Here is a 16,942-nt window from a genome sequence, read left to right as displayed (position 1 = left end):
AAGCGATGTCATAAAAAAAAGTATAACTACAAAAGCTATACTTTACAAATTTACAAAATATGTTTATTTTCTAAGAAATATCTGGATATTCTTTGCCGTCTAAAATAAGCTACTGATAAAATCTACCAGTTTGATTACGATTTCAAATACAAGTTGTATCATATTGTTATGGTTTGGGTTAGAAAATTGATTTCTGAAACAAATTTAATAAAAATAATTTATTCAATTCTTAATTTGAGGATAAATTTTTTATTAATTTTTTAATTTATCGATGGATAGGTTACAGCATTCGTTAAATCCAAAGGGTTGTAATTTTTCGCAAGAAAATTCTGCATCACTTTCGCCATATCTTTGAATTGATCTTTGCTGGTAATTTTGGTTCCGCCCACTTGGAAAGTTCCCGGTGGAACTTCATCAAATTTGTCGCGAAGATCTTTCATAGGATCATTAAAAAACTGAAGCATCATCTTGTGAAGGTCTGCAATTTTTAGATTCAGTGGTTTTTTTCCTCCGAAAACTTCCAGAAAATCTGACGTGTCATAAGTCTTTTCCAGTTTCTGACTTTTGGCGAGTTTGAAAAAGAAGTTCTCGCGGCTGTCATTCAATTCGAAAATCAAACCTGGTAATCCGCGGAATTTGTAAGGACCTTCCGAGATATTGATGTCTTTGCAAAACCAAGCTGTCCAGTGCCTTCCACCAAAATTTGTGGTCGCTTTTTGAAGTGTATATTGCCCAGAAGTTTTGGTTTCATTTTCCAATTTCCAATCCATTTTGTCGGTAGTGGTGTAGGAAAAGTAGTCCATCATCATCTCGTAATTGGTGTTTTGGTAAGAGTTTTTGTTTCTTTTGACTGCGGGAGTTCCATTCCAATTATAGTTTCTGCCACCTTTTTTGTTCAGAGAATCATTGATGATGTTCCCGTAGTGGTAGAATTTGACATCATTTGGATTGATGTCCAGCGCCATATCCACCGTTCTGTATTCTGTGGCAGTAGAGTCGGGTTTGAACTTGTATTCATAGACAAACCTGTGTGTCTGTGCTTTTGACAGCGTGGTGAGGCATATCAAAAGTATAAAAGTAAAGATTCTCATAAGTATGTTTCTGGTGTAAGTTTAATAGACTTCCGAATATTACAATGAGCCTATTTGTTAAAACGGTTATAATTTTCAATAATAAAATTTGCTACCAATTTTGGATTTTGATAATGAATTCCGTGTGAATATTTGGGTAGCAAAATAATCATACTGTTGTCATTATCCTTGATTAGGTCGGAAAAGTGTTGCACTCTAAGATTGTCATATTCCTTCCACCAAGCTTTGAAGTTGATTCCAAGATTTAGGTTTTTGTTCATCTCTTCATCTGGCGTTTCGATGTGCTTGTTGTAGGAAATAATAACGGTTGTCGCAATTTTTTTGTTAAGAGCAGGCAAATTGGTATATTCATTAAAATATCCTTTAGAATGCGATCTTAATGCTCTTGCCGCATCATCTCTGGTTCCTTGGCTCACATTCTTGTTCTGTGATAAAGTTTTTATGATAATATTCGAAATCTCTTGATATCCCGTTTGGCTTCCGGATTTTATTTTTGCTTCTTCATTTTCCTTTTTTGTCAGCATAAAGTCGGTTGGATCCGAGAAAACAAGTCCGCTCACTTCGTCTGGATATTTTGCCGCAAACAATCGAATGTATGGTCCGCCAATGGAATGTCCCACAAGCAAGTACGGAGGTTTTATGTTGAGCAATTGCAACATACTGTGCAATCTTTCTACCACTTGAGAATCTGTGCTTATCTTAGGATCTGCTTCGGATTGTCCAAGACCATTTCTTTCATATTCTATTCCGGAAATAGTGTTTGGCAGATGGGGGAGAATGGGATCAAAAGTGCCGCCTCCTAATCCAGCTTCAAATACCAAAATGGGCTCTCCATCTTTTCTGTTTTCAAGATTGAAGGTTTTGTAAGACATCTTTTTGCCCTCAACCAAAACTGATTTGCTGTTTTTATCTTGCGCAAATATTGATAGATTGAATGCTAAGAAAAGTAGAAGAGAGTAATTTTTCATAATAATATCATTTATAATTTTTTGGGAGAACTAGAAGAAAAGCGGAAACTCTTTACAGTTTTTGATCCGCTTTTCGACTAATCCACTCTCAAATTATTTAGTTTTGATACTGATCTCTTTTTTGCCGTCTTTGATGTTGATGTTAAGATCTTCGATAGATTTCTTAACTTTTTCATCCAGTTTCATTCTTTCTAAAACCACGTCTGCAGAATCTTTGGAGTAATATTTCCCATTGATTTTTACGCTGTCACTTTCTTCGGAATTGTACTCGATAGTAGTTCCGTTGATGTTGATTTTGTTTTTCTCAACTGTGATTCCGCTGTTGTTATTGTTGTTAGAATCATTATCATGGTCATCGTTATCATTGTTATCACTGATGTTGACTTGATATTCTTTTTCATTAATTACTTTCGTGTTTCTAGGAACTACAAGTTCATAATCCAATCTGTAATTTCTAAAACGATACTCGTACGGATATTCGAAGTAATTTGGAAGGATGATTCTGTTTCCAACAATTTCCACAGGCACTTTCATTTTAAGAGGTTGGTTGTAACCTTCCGCTTCTTTTTTCACAATCAGATAAGGCGTTTTGATGTTGTCCTTTCTCGTGATTTCTACGTGTGGATAATCTTTTTTGTAAATCTTAGACTTATCAGAATAGATATTATTAAAATAAGTTTTGAAGTTCTCAGGGATTTCCACTTTCTTGCTGTCTATGTAAATTGTGTCGATGGCATTCGGAGCTGTGATTGATACGTTCTCATAATCTTCATTGTCTCCACTGTAAGCAAAATTGAATTTTGATGCATTGGCGGCAAGAATTCCTATCAAAACAATCCAAATAATTCCCAATGTTCCCAAAACAGGACCTACATAGTTGAATTTAGTTTTCGGAGAGAATAATTTGATTGATAATAATAAGAATGCAACTCCGAAAATAACAGTCGGCAACGCGGCAATCGCTAAGATCAAATATCCCATATTGTTCTCCTCCAGATAGAATCCAAGATTGTTATCGATTCCAAATTTTCCAGATCCGTAAGCGAAAGTCATCGCAAAAAGTCCAATGAAACATCCCGCTGCAAGCATTGCCAAGAAAACGGCTAAGCAATATTTAAGGATTTTCAGGATTGTGTCTCCTGCAGAGCCAATTTGCTGTTTGTTTTCTGTGTAGATTTCGCCTGCTCTGGTAGAAGTTTCATTTGCGAATTGTACAACTTTGCTAGATTCTTCCTTTAAGTTATCAAAGTTCAAAGGTTTACCTTTCATTTTCAAAAAGTCAGAAGCAGATTCAGCTTTTGGTAAAACTGCCCAAAGGATGATGTAAAGCAATCCAACAAATAAAAATAATGGAGCCATTGGGAATCCTATGATGAATACACCAATCCAAAGTAATCTCATCCAGCTGATTTCCATTCCGAAATATGCCGCAAGACCTGCGCAAACTCCGGCAATCTTTTGTCTCTCTGGGTCACGAAACATTTGTTTCTGAGAGTTGCTGCTGTAACTGCTGTATGAAGTAGAAGATTTGGATTTGCTTTGTTTCCCTTCTGAGAAATAAGCTTCTTCTTGCTCATCGATTTGTTCTGGTGTTCCGATTTGAGCAATTACTTTCTCCACATCAGAATCATTCACAACCTCTCTCTTTCCAAGTGTTTCTTTGAAAATCTCCACCATTCTGATTTCGATATCGTTCATCACTTCATCTGCTTCGGAAGCGTCTAGTGAATTTCTAAGAGCATTCAGGTAATCGCTTAATTTTATGTAAGCCAGCTCGTCTATCGTAAAGGAAAAACCAGCGAGTGCTACGGATAATGTCTTGTTCATAATAGTTAGTTTTGAGAGTTTGAGATAATTTGGTTTACAGAATCTGTCAATTCTTGCCAGGTGGTTTGCAGTTCCGCGAGAAAGAGGCTTCCTTTTTCGGTAATCTGATAATACTTTCTTGGTGGTCCGCTTGTAGATTCTTCCCATCTGTAAGCGAGAAATTCGCCGTTTTTCAATCTTGTAAGAAGGGGGTAAAGAGTTCCCTCCACTACGTCTAGTCTTCCTTTTTTGAGAGATTCTATCAGGTCGGAAACGTACATTTCACGTTGCTGAATCAGGCTCAAAATACAGAACTCCAGAATGCCTTTGCGCATTTGCGCTTTTGTGTTCTCGGTATTCATATTAGTTGTTGTTGGTTGATTTTTAAATTTGAGACTTTACAGATAAATTTAGAATCTTGCAGTTCTCAGTATTATTACATTGCAAAGATATGTAATTAAAAAGGTATTGTGCAATGCAAAGTAGTAAATATTTTTATAATTAATATTTAAGTGTTTGATAATCAGTTATAAATTTTTAAACTGATATTTTTAAAATTTAATTTATCATAAGTAATCTGTGCTTTTTATGAGATTTTTGATGGGAAAATGGAGTGGTTTGCAATTAAAATCAATAGTTTTTTACAATTTTGTGATTTACAGTTTTTAATCCGGAATAAAATCCTATCTTTGCACCCGAATTACATAATAATCATTAAATAATATTGGAATGTATTTAACAACAGAAAAAAAAGCAGAAATCTTCGCAAAGCACGGAAAATCTGCACAAGACACAGGAAGCGCTGAAGGTCAGATTGCTCTATTCACTTTTAGAATCAACCACCTTTCTCAGCATTTGAAAGCTAATCGTCACGATTTCGCTACAGAGAGATCTCTAGTAATGTTGGTAGGTAAGAGAAAATCTCTTTTGGATTACTTGAAGAAAAAAGAAATCTCTAGATATAGAGCTATCATCGCTGAATTGGGAATCAGAAAATAATCCTAAGCTCACGCAAAAAATTAAAGCAACTCAATTTGGGTTGCTTTTTTTATTTTATAAGGTTTGTCGTGTAATATTTCTACTTCCAATAATTTTTTGACCAGTTTTGGAATTCTTCAATTTTATCAGGATGTACTTTGTTGTATTGGATAACATCTGGATTTTGAGACGGACGAAATATAGTATATGCAAATGGTTCAATTAAATTCTTCTTTTCCATTTCAATGAAATATGGTGCTAAAAACTCCCAGTAGTAGCCTTTCTGATTTTTTTGAGTTTCTGCCATAGATCGGCAAAGTGTTTCAAACTTACTGATAAATTTTTGAACCTCTGTCTTGTCTTTGTTTTTATCATCATACTCCAAAGCAGAAGCCATTGATAAAACCATATCTGTTGAAGAAAAGTCATTTTCACCCTTCTTTTTCTTGTTTACTTTTTCGAGTGTTGTTGAATCTATAGAAACTGAAACGGATTTATCTCCAGTTTGCGAGACACCTTTGTTAATAAGTTTTATAAGAGTGTCAAAGTTGCCTTTCGCTCTCCCAGATTTGTTATCTATCACAAGATATCTGCTGAATGCTAAAATAGATGCTATTCGGTTTGATTGTCCAAGAATTGCCAAAGCATTGAAGGAACTCGAATGATTGGGATTTAGTTTTGTTGCTTGTTGAAAAGAAGCAATGGCCTTTTCATTTTCTTTTGCATTGACCAAGGTAATTCCTTTGTTGAAATAGAGATGATAGTAATCTGGATACTTTTTTAGACCTTCATCATAGATTTTCAGCGCTTGGTCCGCTTTGTTGGAGTGATCCAAAGAATTGGCATAAGTCACATAAAGTGTTCTATTGTCTTCATTTGGATATAATTTTAAAACTTGCTTACTGACTTCTATCGCCTCATCGTATCTTTTTACAGATTCCAATGTCATTGCTTTTTCTGTAAGAGCTAGAGAATTATCCTTATCCAGATTTAGAGCTTCATCGTACTTTGCCAAAGCTTCGTCGTATTTTCCTGAATCGTGTAGAGCAACGCCTTCATTAATTTTAACTTCGGCTTCCGTTTTATTTTGAGAAAAGCTTAAAAAAGAAAAGAAAATTGGTAATAAGTAAATCTTTTTCATTTGATATATGGTTAATGAGTTTTTTATAAATTCAAATCTAAGAAAAAAACAGAAACAACTCAATTTGGGTTGCTTTTTTTTATTTCTGAATTTTATAAATCACACCTTTGTTCTTTTCATCAAAATCAAATTCTTTCTCAAAACTCAATCCGATTTTTTCAAGAACTTTGATTGAAGCAATATTTTCTGACATTGCTCTTCCGATGATTGTTTTTAAATTCAAATTTTCAAAAGCATAATCGATACAAGCTTGTGCACTTTCTGGGGCGAAGCCTTTGTTCCAATGTTCTTCAAAAAATCTGAATCCAATATCGGTTTCATCCAGATTCTTGTCATATTTCAAACCACACCAACCAAGGAATTCGTTATTTGATTTCTCAATCACAGCCCATCTTCCAAAGCCGTTGAGTTTGTAATCCTGATAATTTTCAAGAAATCCTTTGGCTTCATCAATATCTTTAAAAGCAGAATTTCCTGTGTATTTTATCACATTTGGATTCAGGTTTAGTTTATAGAAATTTTCTGCGTCGTCGGGAGTTAATTCTCTTAATAAAAGTCTTTCTGTTTTTAAGATTTCTTTCATTTGGTTTTATAATTATAGTCAATTTCAAATCTAAGGAAAAAAGAAAAGCAACTCGGTTTGAGTTGCTTTTTTAGTTTTTCTTTATTAAACTGTATTTTCTAAAATAGTTTCAAAATAAATTTGCCATTCTCCATTATAATTTCTTGAACATCTAAAAGGAGATTTTTCATTTTTACCATCAAAAAAATATTCTTTTTCTCCAATTACAACAACCAGATAATAACAGATGTCTTCTTTAATGACTTTAAAATGATATTCTGTGTTTTCTAAATTATATCCATTTTTTAATTTGTTAATGGTGAATAACCAATAATCACCATTAACAAACTTATTAATAAGTTCGTAAGCATTGAACTCTAATTGTGTTGATTCTTTTTCGCTAAGCATATTTATTTTTTTAAGTTATCATACAAAGATATGCTCAAACGTATATGATGTGGGTTTTGCTTATTTATAAAAGATAAGTAATTGATTAACAGTTGTTTGTTATTTTTATTATTTTAAGTGTTTAATCAATTATTAAGCTTCCGCAACCTCAGATTTCCGAGAATCCTTAAACAGAAAATAAACTCCAATCAAACTCAATAAAACAAACAATCCGAAACTTATCAAAGAGAATAATTTTCCAGTTTCAATAACGGCTGGCTCAAATTTCATTTCAATCTTATGCTTTCCTGCTGGAACGTAAAGCGCTCTCAAAAGATAATTTGCTTTGATGTAATCCACTTTGTTTCCGTCCAGATAAACATTCCAGCCGTGTGGATAATAAACTTCGGAAAACACCGCCAATTGAGGCGTTTTGGAAGATGAATCGAAAGATAATTCGTTTGGCTGATAAGATTTCAAAGCCAAAAACGCCGTTGAATCTTTTACCAGATTTTTCCCGTTGAAATAAGCTTTGTCATCTTTAGAAATCACAGCAATTTTCTTGGTGTCAAGATTTCCGGTTTCGTTCAGTTCCTCGTTTGGATTGTCAACGAATTTGATGTCAGAAACAAACCAAGCATTTCCATTCGCTTCAGGATTTGGCGTGATCTCCGGTTTTTGCTGGTCGCCTACCAAGAAATATTTGGTGTTCAGCATATTCAGAATTCTTACCGTTTTTACTTGGTCGGTTGTCGAGAAATATTTGTTGATTAAATCATCGTAACGTCTCAATTTAACAGCGTGGTAACCGCCAATCGAAGATTTGAAGTAAGAAGTATTCGTCTCGCTGAAAGTCGATAGAATGTTATTGAAAATCCTGTAATGGTCTTTGTCTTTTTCAGCAATCGTCTGCAAAGCTTTATTAACTTCGGTCTGTTGCAAAAGGCTTTGAACGAAAGAATCATTTCCAGCTTTGCTCATCAAATATTCCGAATTTTCGGTTTGGAAAGGATAATCAGCGAAGGTTTTGTCCACATAATTATCATCGTTCAGATAACGTCTGTTAACCGTCCAAAGGTCAAACAAACTCACGAATCCAATAATTAATAAAACGATATTGATATTCAATTTTTTCTTTAAGCCTAAGAATAAAACGCCAGCCGTAATCAAAACATAAATAATCGCTTTGAGTGCATCAACTTGGAACATCGAGGCTCTTTCATCTACCAAATAATCCAATAAAAATGGCGGAAGATAAGTTTTCTCATTTGCTGTATAGAAACCTAAAATTCCTTTTCCGAAAAGCATTAAAATCAATGTGATTCCCAGAACTGATCCAGAAACATAAAGCAAGATTTTCTTTTTGTATTCTTCAGTTAAACTATCATCGGTGAAAAATCTGTACAATCCGAGAATGGCAATCAGCGGGAACAAAAACTCGACAACCACCAAAATAGAAGATGGCGCACGGAACTTGTTGTACAACGGAACATAATCGATGAAGAAATCTGTAAGAATTGGGAAATTGCTTCCCCAAGCCAAGAAAATCGTCAAAATCGATGCGCCTAAAATCCAATATCTGTACTTTTTTCGGGCAAAGAAAAATCCTAAAACTGCCAAGAAACAAACAACAGCACCTTGATACGCTGGTCCAGATGTGCTCGGCTGGTCGCCCCAATAAGTCAGACTTCCAAAACCTTTCATCATCATTTCATATTCCTGCTGGGATTTGATGTTTTCTTGAGCCAATTCCTGCACACGTTCCATCATTTTGTCAGAACCTTCTTCCTGACTTCCACCGCCCATTAATCTCGGAATGAATAAGTTAAGTGTTTCCAGTTTTCCGTAGCTCCACATCGTGATGCTTTCTCTGTCCATTCCGGATTTTCCAGCGGTGTGAGATTTGGTGTTAAGAATTTGCTTTCCACGCACGGTTTCTTTCACATATTCTGCGTTTGCCATCAATCTTTGGGAATTCATTCCAACACCGATTACGACTGCAAATCCCACGATTCCAGTAGAAATCAGGAAGTGTTTCCATTCGATTTTTCCTTTGATGGCTCTTATTAATTCAGATAAAAATAAAAATCCTAATCCTAAGAAAAGATAATAAGTCATCTGCGGATGATTCGCGCAAATCTGCAAACCTGCAAATAGGGCAGTGGTGATAAATCCAAGAATGTATTTTTTCCTAAAATAAACCAATATAATTCCGGCGACAAGTGGCGCAAAATAAGCAATCGTATGAACTTTTCCGTTGTGTCCAGCCGAAATGATAATGTAAAAATAAGTGGATAATCCGAAGAAAGTTGCGCCAAGTAAAGCGTATTTCCAATTACGAACAGCCACCATTCCCAAAAAGAAAAATCCGGCGAACAATAAGAATAGATAATTCGCAGGTTTTGGAAGGAACAAAAACAAATCATCAATTTTTTTGATGACATCGCCACGGAACTGCGCTCCGGTTTGATAAGTCGGCATTCCGCCAAACATTGCATCGCTCCAATAAGTTTCGTTTTCGTTGTTTGCTCTGTATTGCAAGAGTTCTTCTGCGCCACCTTTGTAGAACACAATGTCGTGTTGCATCAAACGTTTTCCGGAGATGACAGGATTGGCGTATAAAACTGCCAGCAAAATGAAAATCACCAAACTGGCAATAACGAATAAGATATTTTTCTTGTTTTTGAACATAAGTTATTTTGTTTGAATTTTTATAAACCCCTTCAGAGTTCAAAACTCTGAAGGGGTTGCTTTCAATAAGGTAAATTCAGTGAATCGTAATTATTATGCGAAAATATGAAATTAGTCTCATTTTCAAAGTAATCCAAAACTTCTTTTCTATTTAATTTTGATGACTTTGTAGATAAAATTGAATTATATGAAGACCAAAAATATTGACTTGCATTTTTTGTGATGCCGTGTTTGACTGGATTATTATGAATATAAAGAATGACTTGTTTCAGATAACTTTCGTCTGTGATTTTTTTTCTTTCGAATGGTTTCTCTAGCAAGCTTCCAGTTCTGTTATAGCGTTTATTGATTGCTTGAGTATAAGCATTGAAAAAATGAGAAAATTGCTTCGAAGGATTAATGGATTTTGATTCTTCGATTGTCGAAAATTTGAAATCAGAAGTGTTAATTTCCTGCTCAGATTTTATTCTAATTAATAAATGAAAATGATTTTTCAAAAGACAATAAGCGTAAACATCTGCGATTGGAGAAATATATTTTAATAATAATTTTAAGAAATATCTATAATTATCTTCTTCGAAAAAAATAGCATCTCTATTATTTCCTCGATTGTAAATGTGATAAAAATGTCCAAATTCTAAAATCTCTTTTTCCATATTTAGAAACAAAACCCCTTCAGAGTTTTAAACTCTGAAGGGGTTAAATTAAGATTTAAACTAATATTTTTTCTCCTCCTTCACTTCCTCATAATCCACCGTTTCTGCGTCCCATTTTACTTTTTGCTCGGGCATTTTTTTCGAAGTGGTTTGCTCGTTTTGCGGTCGATTTTTTGGATTCAGTGTTGGGAAGTTTTTATAAAACGCATTGAAAAACAATCGTTTCAAAATATTCCAAACGAAGAATATGATGATGGTTGCTATGATGAGTTCTAAAATATATTTCATTTCCGGTTCTTATTTATACGATGGATTGATGATGATAGAAGTGGTGGAATTTTTAGTCATACTCTGCGTTTGTTTGCCATCGGAAACCGTTTCTTTTTGATTGGTTTTGATGGAAAGATTCTGATTCAGAAGCCAGCCTGTGTTTTCATCGATGATGATTTTTCCACTTTGCGAACCGCCCATACTCATCGAGTGTGTCATTCCGTTTTGCGATTGCTTGTCAGATTTTGACGGAATTGTACCGGTTACAGAGATTTCTGCTTTTCCATTCTCAATTTTGGTCAAAGTGAAAGTCAGGTTTTGCTTCAATTTTCCGCTTGGGTCAATATCTTCTGAAGTCGTCCATTTTTCTCCAATTTTAGCACCTTTTATTGGGAAAAGTTTTAAGTTTTTGCCCAATTGTTCTTTCATCATTTCCTCATTGAAACCAGCTTTGAAGCTTTCTATAAAACCATCTTGCTGTTTTTTGTCTTTCACAGTTCCGGCAATTGCTTTCTTCAAATTCGCATAAACAACATCAAAACCAGTGACTGATTTAATGTTTCCAGAAGCGTCCATTTTCACATTCAGTTTGTTGCCTGCCAAACCTTTGCTCACAAGATATTCCATTTTCAGGTTTTCCTCTTTTGGTGCAGGTTGTTTGGTGTCGATGGTCAAAGTTTTTCCATTGGATGTGCTGGACATTCTTTTGCCTGTCATATTCAAGGTCAAATCGTAGATATTGTCTTTGAAATCATTGACTGTCACAGACATTTCGTCCGTTGTTTCATTGGTTCCGGACATTGTTTTTCCGTCTGGCGTAGTCAAAGACTGGATTTCTCTTTGGTAAGAAACCAAAGGATAAGTTGTTCCTTTTTCGAGGATGAATTTTTGTTTGAAAATGCCACTGCTGTCCGCAATTGCTTTCGGTTTCGAAGCTTCTTCGTCCGAGATTTCTACGGTTACAGTTTCGGTTTTTCCGGTTTTGGGGTCCACTCTTGTAACGGTTTTGGTTTCCTTTTTACAAGCGACTAGAGTTATTGCAATTAGGGCAAGCGCTGTTATTTTTTTCATAAATGATGTTTGATAAAAGGTAAAAGATTTTTGAAATGTTCTTAAAATAAAGAATGCTCGCAACCCGACTTGAGCGGACTCTTCGAGAGCCTCAGAGTGACAATTGGAAGCCTTTCGACAAGCTCAGGATAAACTCCAGGCGGATAAGTTGCCCAAATTAAATCTTTTAATTATTCATTTTTATTTGTTAGTTATTTTCTGTCTCACGGCTTCATAAAGAATCGCGCCACACGCTACAGAGACGTTTAGGGATTGGGTTTTACCTTCGATTGGAAGTTTTATTTTTTCATCGGAATGATGAAGTACTTCTTTGGATATTCCCGTTTCCTCATTTCCCATTACGATTGCGCACGGTTCTGTGAAGTCTGCATCGTATATCAATTTATGAGCCTTTTCTGTAGCGGAAAACACTTTGATTCCACTTTGCTGAAGAAAATCGACCGAATGAGCAAGATTTTTCTCTTTACAGATTTTAATATTATAAATCGCTCCAGCAGAAGTTTTAATCGCATCTGAGTTGATTGGTGCGCCACCTTTTTCTGGAATCAGAATAGCGTCAACACCCACACATTCTGCAGTTCTACAAATTGCTCCGAAGTTTCTAACATCGGTCAATCTGTCAAGAATTAAGATAAATGGCGTTTTTCCTTCTTCGAAAAGTTGAGGCAAAACATCCTCGATTTTATAAAAAGGAACATCTGAAATGAAGGCCACTACACCTTGGTGGTTTTTTCTCGTAAAACGGTTGAGTTTTTCTACAGGAACGTAGTTTGGACGCAGATTGTGTTTTGCAAGAAGTTGTTTTAGTTCTATGTATATTTCGCCTTGCAGAGCATTTTGAACAAAAATTTTGTCAATGGTTTTTCCAGCTTCCAGGGCTTCTAATACGGGTCTTAATCCGAAGATGAAATCATCTTTTTTCTCTTGATTCATTAATGAGATTTTGAATTTACAAAAGTAAGGTTTTTGAGATTAGTTTTGTCTTAAGAAAATTGTAAAGTTCTTTATTGAACCACAAAAGTCACAAAAGGAAATCTTTTATTGAGAGAAATTGAGAATAAGAACAAAAAAGAAAACCTTACAGAAAGTCTTTTTTGAACTTTTGAAAACATATTTAACGCAAAAACTTTTGTGACTTTTGTGGTTCAATTAATTAATCCAACACAAAAACCAAAAACTCATCATTCTCCGTTTTGAATTTCAAATCGCCGGTTTTTCTGTAATCTTCAAAAAGTGGAGTAGGAAAAGTATCATCAAATTGTTTGGTTTTGTAGAATTTTCCTTTTATTTTTAAAGGGATTTTCTTAATCAATTTATCTGTCGTCATCGGAATTTTGAATTTCCTTTTCTCTGGGTCTTTAGAATCGACATAGAAACAATGTTCGAATAATTCAGCTTTGTCCACATATTTATTATAATCCGAAACTTTCACGAAGTTTGGTAACGACGAATCGTCCCAAGTCAGATACAGAACTTCTATTTCTTGAGTTTTGCTGATAGGTTTGTAATGTTTGAACCTCTCATTATCGGATTTCGAAAATGATAAAATTATTAAAAGGAAAATCGGAAAAATATATCGCAGATTCATTGAAATCATTTATCAATTATCATTCATCAATTATAAACTCAGTCCTTCTCCAATCAAAGCTCTTTTCTGAGCCAAAATATAACCGTAATGAATACTTTCGTGCATATTATTAAAGATAATCGCGTCCTGAATATTCTTCAAATCAACACCGAAACTTGTGGAATATGGCGTATAATCTGGGAAAAAATCATTGTCAAAATCTTTCATAAGAATTTTTGAAGTTTCAATGAGAAGATAAGCCAAATCTTCCATCTCAGATTGCTTCACGTCCACGTTTGCGAATGTCCCTTTTTTGTAAGTTTCAACCCAATATTTATCGATTCTGAACTGATTTCCACTCAGATAATAGCAAAGCAATTGTTGCTGAGCCACGCAATGCGCAATATTCCAATAGATATTATTGTTAAATCCGTCGGGAATTGCAAGCAAGTCTTTTTCGGAAGTATTTTGTAAAATGTGCAACAAGTTTTTTCGGACCTGTCTATGATTGGCAAAATGATAATTCATTTATTTTATTGAAATTTTTATTTTGTTTCACTCAGTTTTTCTGGATTTTGTCGTGTGTCAAAAACATTGGCAATCACGATTCTCTGAGTTTCCAAATTGATGTAGTAAATTATTTTATAATTGCTCGAAACTAAATACCGAAACTCTTGAATTCTATCTTTCAATAGCTCTTCAGTTTGTCCGATTTTAGGATTTTTGTCAATGTCAATTGTTTGATCAACAATTTCATTGACGATTTTCTTTGCAATTTTGACACCAGCTTTTAATTTGTAATATTGAAAAATATCCATCAATTGGTCTTCCGCAAGTTGTGACCAAAAGATTTTTAACTCCATTTTTGGATTTTCTCTTTCAAATCTTTTGCAGAAACTAAATTATTTTTCTTTTCATCTTCCAATGCTTGGTCAATTTCTTGGTTGAATTGCTGTAAAGATTTTGGTTTCAGATTTTGTTCAAATAAATCGGATTTGCTTTTATGAAGGAATTTTTCCAAAGCACCAATGATATTTTCATTGTCTATTCTCAGAAATTCTTGAACCAAAGATAATTTTCGTGCTTCTAAATTCATATTATTCAAATTTATATCAAATTTAAACTAATTCTTTATAAACGACAAATGTTCCAAATTTATTAACAAAAAGCAAAAAAATTCGATGGTAACTTCCATCCTCAAACTTCCATCTTCCAACCTTTTAACAAATATTTAACGCAAGATTAGCAATTATTGTGTTTGCGGTTGCAGGTTTTTATATGAAATTTACCAACTTATTTAAGATTTACTATGTCAGAATTGAATCAAGCAGAAGATATCAGACAACTTACCGAAAAAGTAAAAGAACAGAATTACTTTTTTTCTATATTAAAACAAGAAATCAACCGCGCCATTATTGGTCAGGAATATATGATAGACCGTTTGCTCATCGGACTTTTGGGAAATGGTCACGTTCTATTGGAAGGTGTTCCAGGATTGGCTAAAACTTTAGCAATCAAAACCTTGTCAGAAGCTGTGGATGGTGCGTTTTCTAGAATCCAATTTACGCCAGATTTGTTGCCTGCAGATGTTGTGGGAACGATGATTTACAATGTAAAGGACAATGATTTCTCCATAAAAAGAGGACCTGTTTTTGCAAATTTCGTGTTGGCAGATGAGATCAATCGTGCACCTGCAAAAGTTCAGTCTGCACTTCTCGAAGTAATGCAGGAAAAGCAAGTAACAATTGGTGATGAGACAATGCCTTTGCCAAAACCTTTTTTAGTTTTAGCCACTCAAAATCCAATTGACCAAGAGGGAACTTATCTTTTACCAGAAGCGCAAACCGACCGTTTTATGCTAAAGTGTAAAATCGATTATCCTGAATTTGAGGATGAAAGAAAGGTAATGAGAATGATTTCTACGCAGGATATTCCACAAATCAGAAAAGTGGTGGATTTGAATCAAATTGTTGACGCAAAGAAACTCATCAATCAAATTTATCTGGACGAGAAAATCGAGAAATATATTTTGGATATGGTTTTCGCAACCCGTTTTCCAGAAAAATACGGTTTGTCTGAAATCAAAAATTATATCAGTTTTGGAGCGTCACCAAGAGCAAGTATCAACTTGGCAATTGCTTCCAGAGCTTATGCGTTCATCAAAGGAAGAGCGTTTGTGATTCCGGAAGATGTGAAAGAAATTGCGAAAGATGTTTTGAGACACAGAATTGGATTAAGTTTCGAAGCTGAAGCCGAGGAAGTGACTCAGGATGATATTGTGAATAAAATTTTGGCGAAGATACAAGCGCCATAAATAATGGTTAATCTGTTGATAGTGGTCAGTCGTCCTATTGTTTTTGAAAAAACTAAGAGGTCTGAAAACTATCAACCGATGACCGCCAAAAACTATGTAGTTTAAGATTTAAAGTTTATAATTCAAGGTTATGGCAACGGTTAAAAAGTTTGAAGATTTAGAAATTTGGCAATTGTCAAGAATACTTTGCAAAGAAATTTATCAAATTATTGAAGAAAGTAATCTTAAAAATAATTATAGACTTTGTAATCAAATTGATGGTTCTTCAGGTTCAATAATGGACAATATTGCTGAAGGTTTTGAAAGAAATGGTAACAAAGAATTTATCCAATTTCTTTCTATTGCAAAAGCATCTTGTGGAGAAACACGGTCACAATTGTACAGAGTTTTTGATAGAAATTTTATTTCAAAAACAAAATTTGAATTATTAATTGAACAGACTGAAACTTTAAGCAAAAGAATTGGAGCTTTTATTAATTACTTAAAAAGTAGTGAACTGAAAGGTTCTAAATATAAATAAGATTAAAGTCGAATTAAAAAACTTTAAACTAAAAACTAAAGAACTTTGAATATACAGGACATTGTCAAAAAAGTAAAGCAAATAGAAATCCGAACTCGAAAGAAGACGGAAGCATCGCTTATGGGACAATATCACAGCGCATTCAAAGGTCAGGGAATGACGTTTTCTGAGGTTCGCCAGTATCAATTCGGCGACGACACCCGACGAATGGACTGGAACAAAACCGCACGTTTCCGCGAGCCATTTGTAAAAGTAATGGAAGAAGAACGTGAACTCACGATGATGCTTGTCGTAGATGTTTCTGCTTCAATGGATTATGGAACTCGAACACAATTGAAAAGAGAATATGTTGCTGAAATCTGCGCATCGCTTGGATTTTCGGCCGCAGGAAACAATGACAAAATTGGATTGATTCTCTACGCAGACAAAGTTCTGAAAGTAGTTCCGCCTCAAAAGGGTAGAAAACACGTGTTGTCAATCATTAGCAACATTTTGTCTGCCGATTATGTTCCTGCAAAATCTAATTTGGATGTGGCTTTCAATTATATGATGAGCGTTTTCAAAAGAAAATCTTTGGTGTTTTTGTTTTCAGATTTTGAAGATGAATTTGACCAAAAAATACTGAACGTGACGGCAAGAAAACATCAGGTTTTGGGACTTCGTGTTTTTGATGAAAAAGATATGGAGATTCCGGACATTGGCTATGCACTTTTTCGGGATGCTGAAACTGGACAACAAGTTTGGGCAAACACTTCCAGCGCAAGATGGCGATACGATTTTGCAGAACAACAAAAACGAAAAATGAGACAGACCAAAGAAGAATTCGAGAATTCGTCGGCTCATTTTTTAGATATCAAAACCTCAGATGATTACAGCAAGTTTTTGTATCAATATTTTAAAAAGTAAAAAGAATCAAGAAC

Annotated in this window: 20 protein-coding genes; 4 read left to right on the top strand and 16 right to left on the bottom strand. The window is 34.5% G+C overall.

The features are described 5' to 3' along the window. Nucleotides 1-260: 260 nt before the first annotated feature. From B0I22_RS06215 to B0I22_RS06200, 4 genes are all read right to left on the bottom strand, one after another. Nucleotides 261-1,091 (bottom strand): GLPGLI family protein, encoded by an 831-nt coding sequence (locus tag B0I22_RS06215; RefSeq protein ID WP_133943767.1) that lies wholly within the window; start codon nucleotides 1,089-1,091, stop codon nucleotides 261-263. Nucleotides 1,092-1,141: 50 nt separating this feature from the next. Beyond that, nucleotides 1,142-2,059: an alpha/beta hydrolase gene (locus tag B0I22_RS06210; RefSeq protein ID WP_133943766.1), complete on the bottom strand. Its 918-nt coding sequence runs from the start codon at nucleotides 2,057-2,059 to the stop codon at nucleotides 1,142-1,144. Nucleotides 2,060-2,152: 93 nt separating this feature from the next. Next, the gene (locus B0I22_RS06205) at nucleotides 2,153-3,886 is read right to left on the bottom strand and encodes a PspC domain-containing protein (RefSeq protein WP_133943765.1); all 1,734 of its coding nucleotides are present in this window, start codon (nucleotides 3,884-3,886) and stop codon (nucleotides 2,153-2,155) included. 5 nt (nucleotides 3,887-3,891) lie between these two features. Beyond that, on the bottom strand, nucleotides 3,892-4,227 hold the full coding sequence (locus tag B0I22_RS06200; RefSeq protein WP_034964729.1) for a PadR family transcriptional regulator: 336 nt from the start codon (nucleotides 4,225-4,227) through the stop codon (nucleotides 3,892-3,894). A 367-nt stretch (nucleotides 4,228-4,594) separates the two neighbouring features. Between B0I22_RS06200 and rpsO the strand changes: the two genes are divergently transcribed. Beyond that, nucleotides 4,595-4,864, top strand: a complete 270-nt coding sequence (gene rpsO, locus B0I22_RS06195; protein WP_133943764.1) for a 30S ribosomal protein S15 — start codon at nucleotides 4,595-4,597, stop codon at nucleotides 4,862-4,864. A 79-nt stretch (nucleotides 4,865-4,943) separates the two neighbouring features. Here rpsO and B0I22_RS06190 read toward each other — a convergent pair whose 3' ends face one another. The 12 genes from B0I22_RS06190 to B0I22_RS06135 all read right to left on the bottom strand — a co-directional run bounded on the left by B0I22_RS06190 (nucleotide 4,944) and on the right by B0I22_RS06135 (nucleotide 14,284). Next, complete coding sequence (locus tag B0I22_RS06190; protein WP_133943763.1) at nucleotides 4,944-5,984, bottom strand: tetratricopeptide repeat protein; 1,041 nt, start codon at nucleotides 5,982-5,984, stop codon at nucleotides 4,944-4,946. Nucleotides 5,985-6,063: 79 nt separating this feature from the next. Continuing rightward, on the bottom strand, nucleotides 6,064-6,567 hold the full coding sequence (locus B0I22_RS06185; RefSeq protein ID WP_133943762.1) for a GNAT family N-acetyltransferase: 504 nt from the start codon (nucleotides 6,565-6,567) through the stop codon (nucleotides 6,064-6,066). Between the two features lie 84 nt (nucleotides 6,568-6,651). Beyond that, on the bottom strand, nucleotides 6,652-6,954 hold the full coding sequence (locus B0I22_RS06180; protein ID WP_133943761.1) for a hypothetical protein: 303 nt from the start codon (nucleotides 6,952-6,954) through the stop codon (nucleotides 6,652-6,654). Between the two features lie 132 nt (nucleotides 6,955-7,086). After that, nucleotides 7,087-9,624: a YfhO family protein gene (locus B0I22_RS06175; RefSeq protein WP_133943760.1), complete on the bottom strand. Its 2,538-nt coding sequence runs from the start codon at nucleotides 9,622-9,624 to the stop codon at nucleotides 7,087-7,089. A gap of 62 nt (nucleotides 9,625-9,686) precedes the next feature. Next, a complete protein-coding gene (locus B0I22_RS06170) occupies nucleotides 9,687-10,280 on the bottom strand; it encodes a transposase (protein ID WP_133943759.1) in 594 nt (197 codons plus the stop codon). Between the two features lie 60 nt (nucleotides 10,281-10,340). Then, the gene (locus B0I22_RS06165; RefSeq protein ID WP_133943758.1) at nucleotides 10,341-10,568 is read right to left on the bottom strand and encodes a hypothetical protein; all 228 of its coding nucleotides are present in this window, start codon (nucleotides 10,566-10,568) and stop codon (nucleotides 10,341-10,343) included. Between the two features lie 9 nt (nucleotides 10,569-10,577). Further along, a complete protein-coding gene (locus B0I22_RS06160) occupies nucleotides 10,578-11,621 on the bottom strand; it encodes a DUF6263 family protein (protein WP_133943757.1) in 1,044 nt (347 codons plus the stop codon). Nucleotides 11,622-11,801: 180 nt separating this feature from the next. Continuing rightward, a complete protein-coding gene (gene rlmB / locus B0I22_RS06155; RefSeq protein WP_133943756.1) occupies nucleotides 11,802-12,554 on the bottom strand; it encodes a 23S rRNA (guanosine(2251)-2'-O)-methyltransferase RlmB in 753 nt (250 codons plus the stop codon). Nucleotides 12,555-12,774: 220 nt separating this feature from the next. Continuing rightward, nucleotides 12,775-13,209, bottom strand: a complete 435-nt coding sequence (locus tag B0I22_RS06150) for a hypothetical protein (RefSeq protein WP_133943755.1) — start codon at nucleotides 13,207-13,209, stop codon at nucleotides 12,775-12,777. 30 nt (nucleotides 13,210-13,239) lie between these two features. Continuing rightward, nucleotides 13,240-13,716: a DinB family protein gene (locus B0I22_RS06145; RefSeq protein WP_133943754.1), complete on the bottom strand. Its 477-nt coding sequence runs from the start codon at nucleotides 13,714-13,716 to the stop codon at nucleotides 13,240-13,242. 17 nt (nucleotides 13,717-13,733) lie between these two features. Continuing rightward, nucleotides 13,734-14,051 (bottom strand): type II toxin-antitoxin system RelE/ParE family toxin, encoded by a 318-nt coding sequence (locus tag B0I22_RS06140; RefSeq protein WP_133943753.1) that lies wholly within the window; start codon nucleotides 14,049-14,051, stop codon nucleotides 13,734-13,736. After that, nucleotides 14,042-14,284, bottom strand: a complete 243-nt coding sequence (locus tag B0I22_RS06135; RefSeq protein ID WP_133943752.1) for a hypothetical protein — start codon at nucleotides 14,282-14,284, stop codon at nucleotides 14,042-14,044. Before B0I22_RS06135 ends, B0I22_RS06140 begins: the two co-directional genes overlap by 10 nt. A gap of 213 nt (nucleotides 14,285-14,497) precedes the next feature. Between B0I22_RS06135 and B0I22_RS06130 the strand changes: the two genes are divergently transcribed. The 3 genes from B0I22_RS06130 (at nucleotide 14,498) to B0I22_RS06120 (ending at nucleotide 16,928) form a co-directional block, all read left to right on the top strand. After that, a complete protein-coding gene (locus B0I22_RS06130) occupies nucleotides 14,498-15,502 on the top strand; it encodes an AAA family ATPase (RefSeq protein ID WP_133943751.1) in 1,005 nt (334 codons plus the stop codon). Nucleotides 15,503-15,632: 130 nt separating this feature from the next. Beyond that, the gene (locus B0I22_RS06125) at nucleotides 15,633-16,022 is read left to right on the top strand and encodes a four helix bundle protein (protein ID WP_133943750.1); all 390 of its coding nucleotides are present in this window, start codon (nucleotides 15,633-15,635) and stop codon (nucleotides 16,020-16,022) included. 45 nt (nucleotides 16,023-16,067) lie between these two features. Beyond that, a complete protein-coding gene (locus tag B0I22_RS06120; RefSeq protein WP_133943749.1) occupies nucleotides 16,068-16,928 on the top strand; it encodes a DUF58 domain-containing protein in 861 nt (286 codons plus the stop codon). The last annotated feature ends 14 nt before the right edge of the window (nucleotides 16,929-16,942 follow it).

This window comes from Epilithonimonas xixisoli (assembly GCF_004365655.1).
GTDB lineage: Bacteria > Bacteroidota > Bacteroidia > Flavobacteriales > Weeksellaceae > Epilithonimonas > Epilithonimonas xixisoli.
This window is presented reverse-complemented; position numbering and strand designations above follow the sequence as displayed.

Bases quoted from the DNA above. Each gene is read 5' to 3' on its own strand.
- B0I22_RS06215 (WP_133943767.1), bottom strand. From the start codon at position 1,091: ATGAGAATCTTTACTTTTATACTTTTGATATGCCTCACCACGCTGTCA.
- B0I22_RS06210 (WP_133943766.1), bottom strand. From the start codon at position 2,059: ATGAAAAATTACTCTCTTCTACTTTTCTTAGCATTCAATCTATCAATA.
- B0I22_RS06205 (WP_133943765.1), bottom strand. From the start codon at position 3,886: ATGAACAAGACATTATCCGTAGCACTCGCTGGTTTTTCCTTTACGATA.
- B0I22_RS06200 (WP_034964729.1), bottom strand. From the start codon at position 4,227: ATGAATACCGAGAACACAAAAGCGCAAATGCGCAAAGGCATTCTGGAG.
- rpsO (WP_133943764.1), top strand. From the start codon at position 4,595: ATGTATTTAACAACAGAAAAAAAAGCAGAAATCTTCGCAAAGCACGGA.
- B0I22_RS06190 (WP_133943763.1), bottom strand. From the start codon at position 5,984: ATGAAAAAGATTTACTTATTACCAATTTTCTTTTCTTTTTTAAGCTTT.
- B0I22_RS06185 (WP_133943762.1), bottom strand. From the start codon at position 6,567: ATGAAAGAAATCTTAAAAACAGAAAGACTTTTATTAAGAGAATTAACT.
- B0I22_RS06180 (WP_133943761.1), bottom strand. From the start codon at position 6,954: ATGCTTAGCGAAAAAGAATCAACACAATTAGAGTTCAATGCTTACGAA.
- B0I22_RS06175 (WP_133943760.1), bottom strand. From the start codon at position 9,624: ATGTTCAAAAACAAGAAAAATATCTTATTCGTTATTGCCAGTTTGGTG.
- B0I22_RS06170 (WP_133943759.1), bottom strand. From the start codon at position 10,280: ATGGAAAAAGAGATTTTAGAATTTGGACATTTTTATCACATTTACAAT.
- B0I22_RS06165 (WP_133943758.1), bottom strand. From the start codon at position 10,568: ATGAAATATATTTTAGAACTCATCATAGCAACCATCATCATATTCTTC.
- B0I22_RS06160 (WP_133943757.1), bottom strand. From the start codon at position 11,621: ATGAAAAAAATAACAGCGCTTGCCCTAATTGCAATAACTCTAGTCGCT.
- rlmB (WP_133943756.1), bottom strand. From the start codon at position 12,554: ATGAATCAAGAGAAAAAAGATGATTTCATCTTCGGATTAAGACCCGTA.
- B0I22_RS06150 (WP_133943755.1), bottom strand. From the start codon at position 13,209: ATGAATCTGCGATATATTTTTCCGATTTTCCTTTTAATAATTTTATCA.
- B0I22_RS06145 (WP_133943754.1), bottom strand. From the start codon at position 13,716: ATGAATTATCATTTTGCCAATCATAGACAGGTCCGAAAAAACTTGTTG.
- B0I22_RS06140 (WP_133943753.1), bottom strand. From the start codon at position 14,051: ATGGAGTTAAAAATCTTTTGGTCACAACTTGCGGAAGACCAATTGATG.
- B0I22_RS06135 (WP_133943752.1), bottom strand. From the start codon at position 14,284: ATGAATTTAGAAGCACGAAAATTATCTTTGGTTCAAGAATTTCTGAGA.
- B0I22_RS06130 (WP_133943751.1), top strand. From the start codon at position 14,498: ATGTCAGAATTGAATCAAGCAGAAGATATCAGACAACTTACCGAAAAA.
- B0I22_RS06125 (WP_133943750.1), top strand. From the start codon at position 15,633: ATGGCAACGGTTAAAAAGTTTGAAGATTTAGAAATTTGGCAATTGTCA.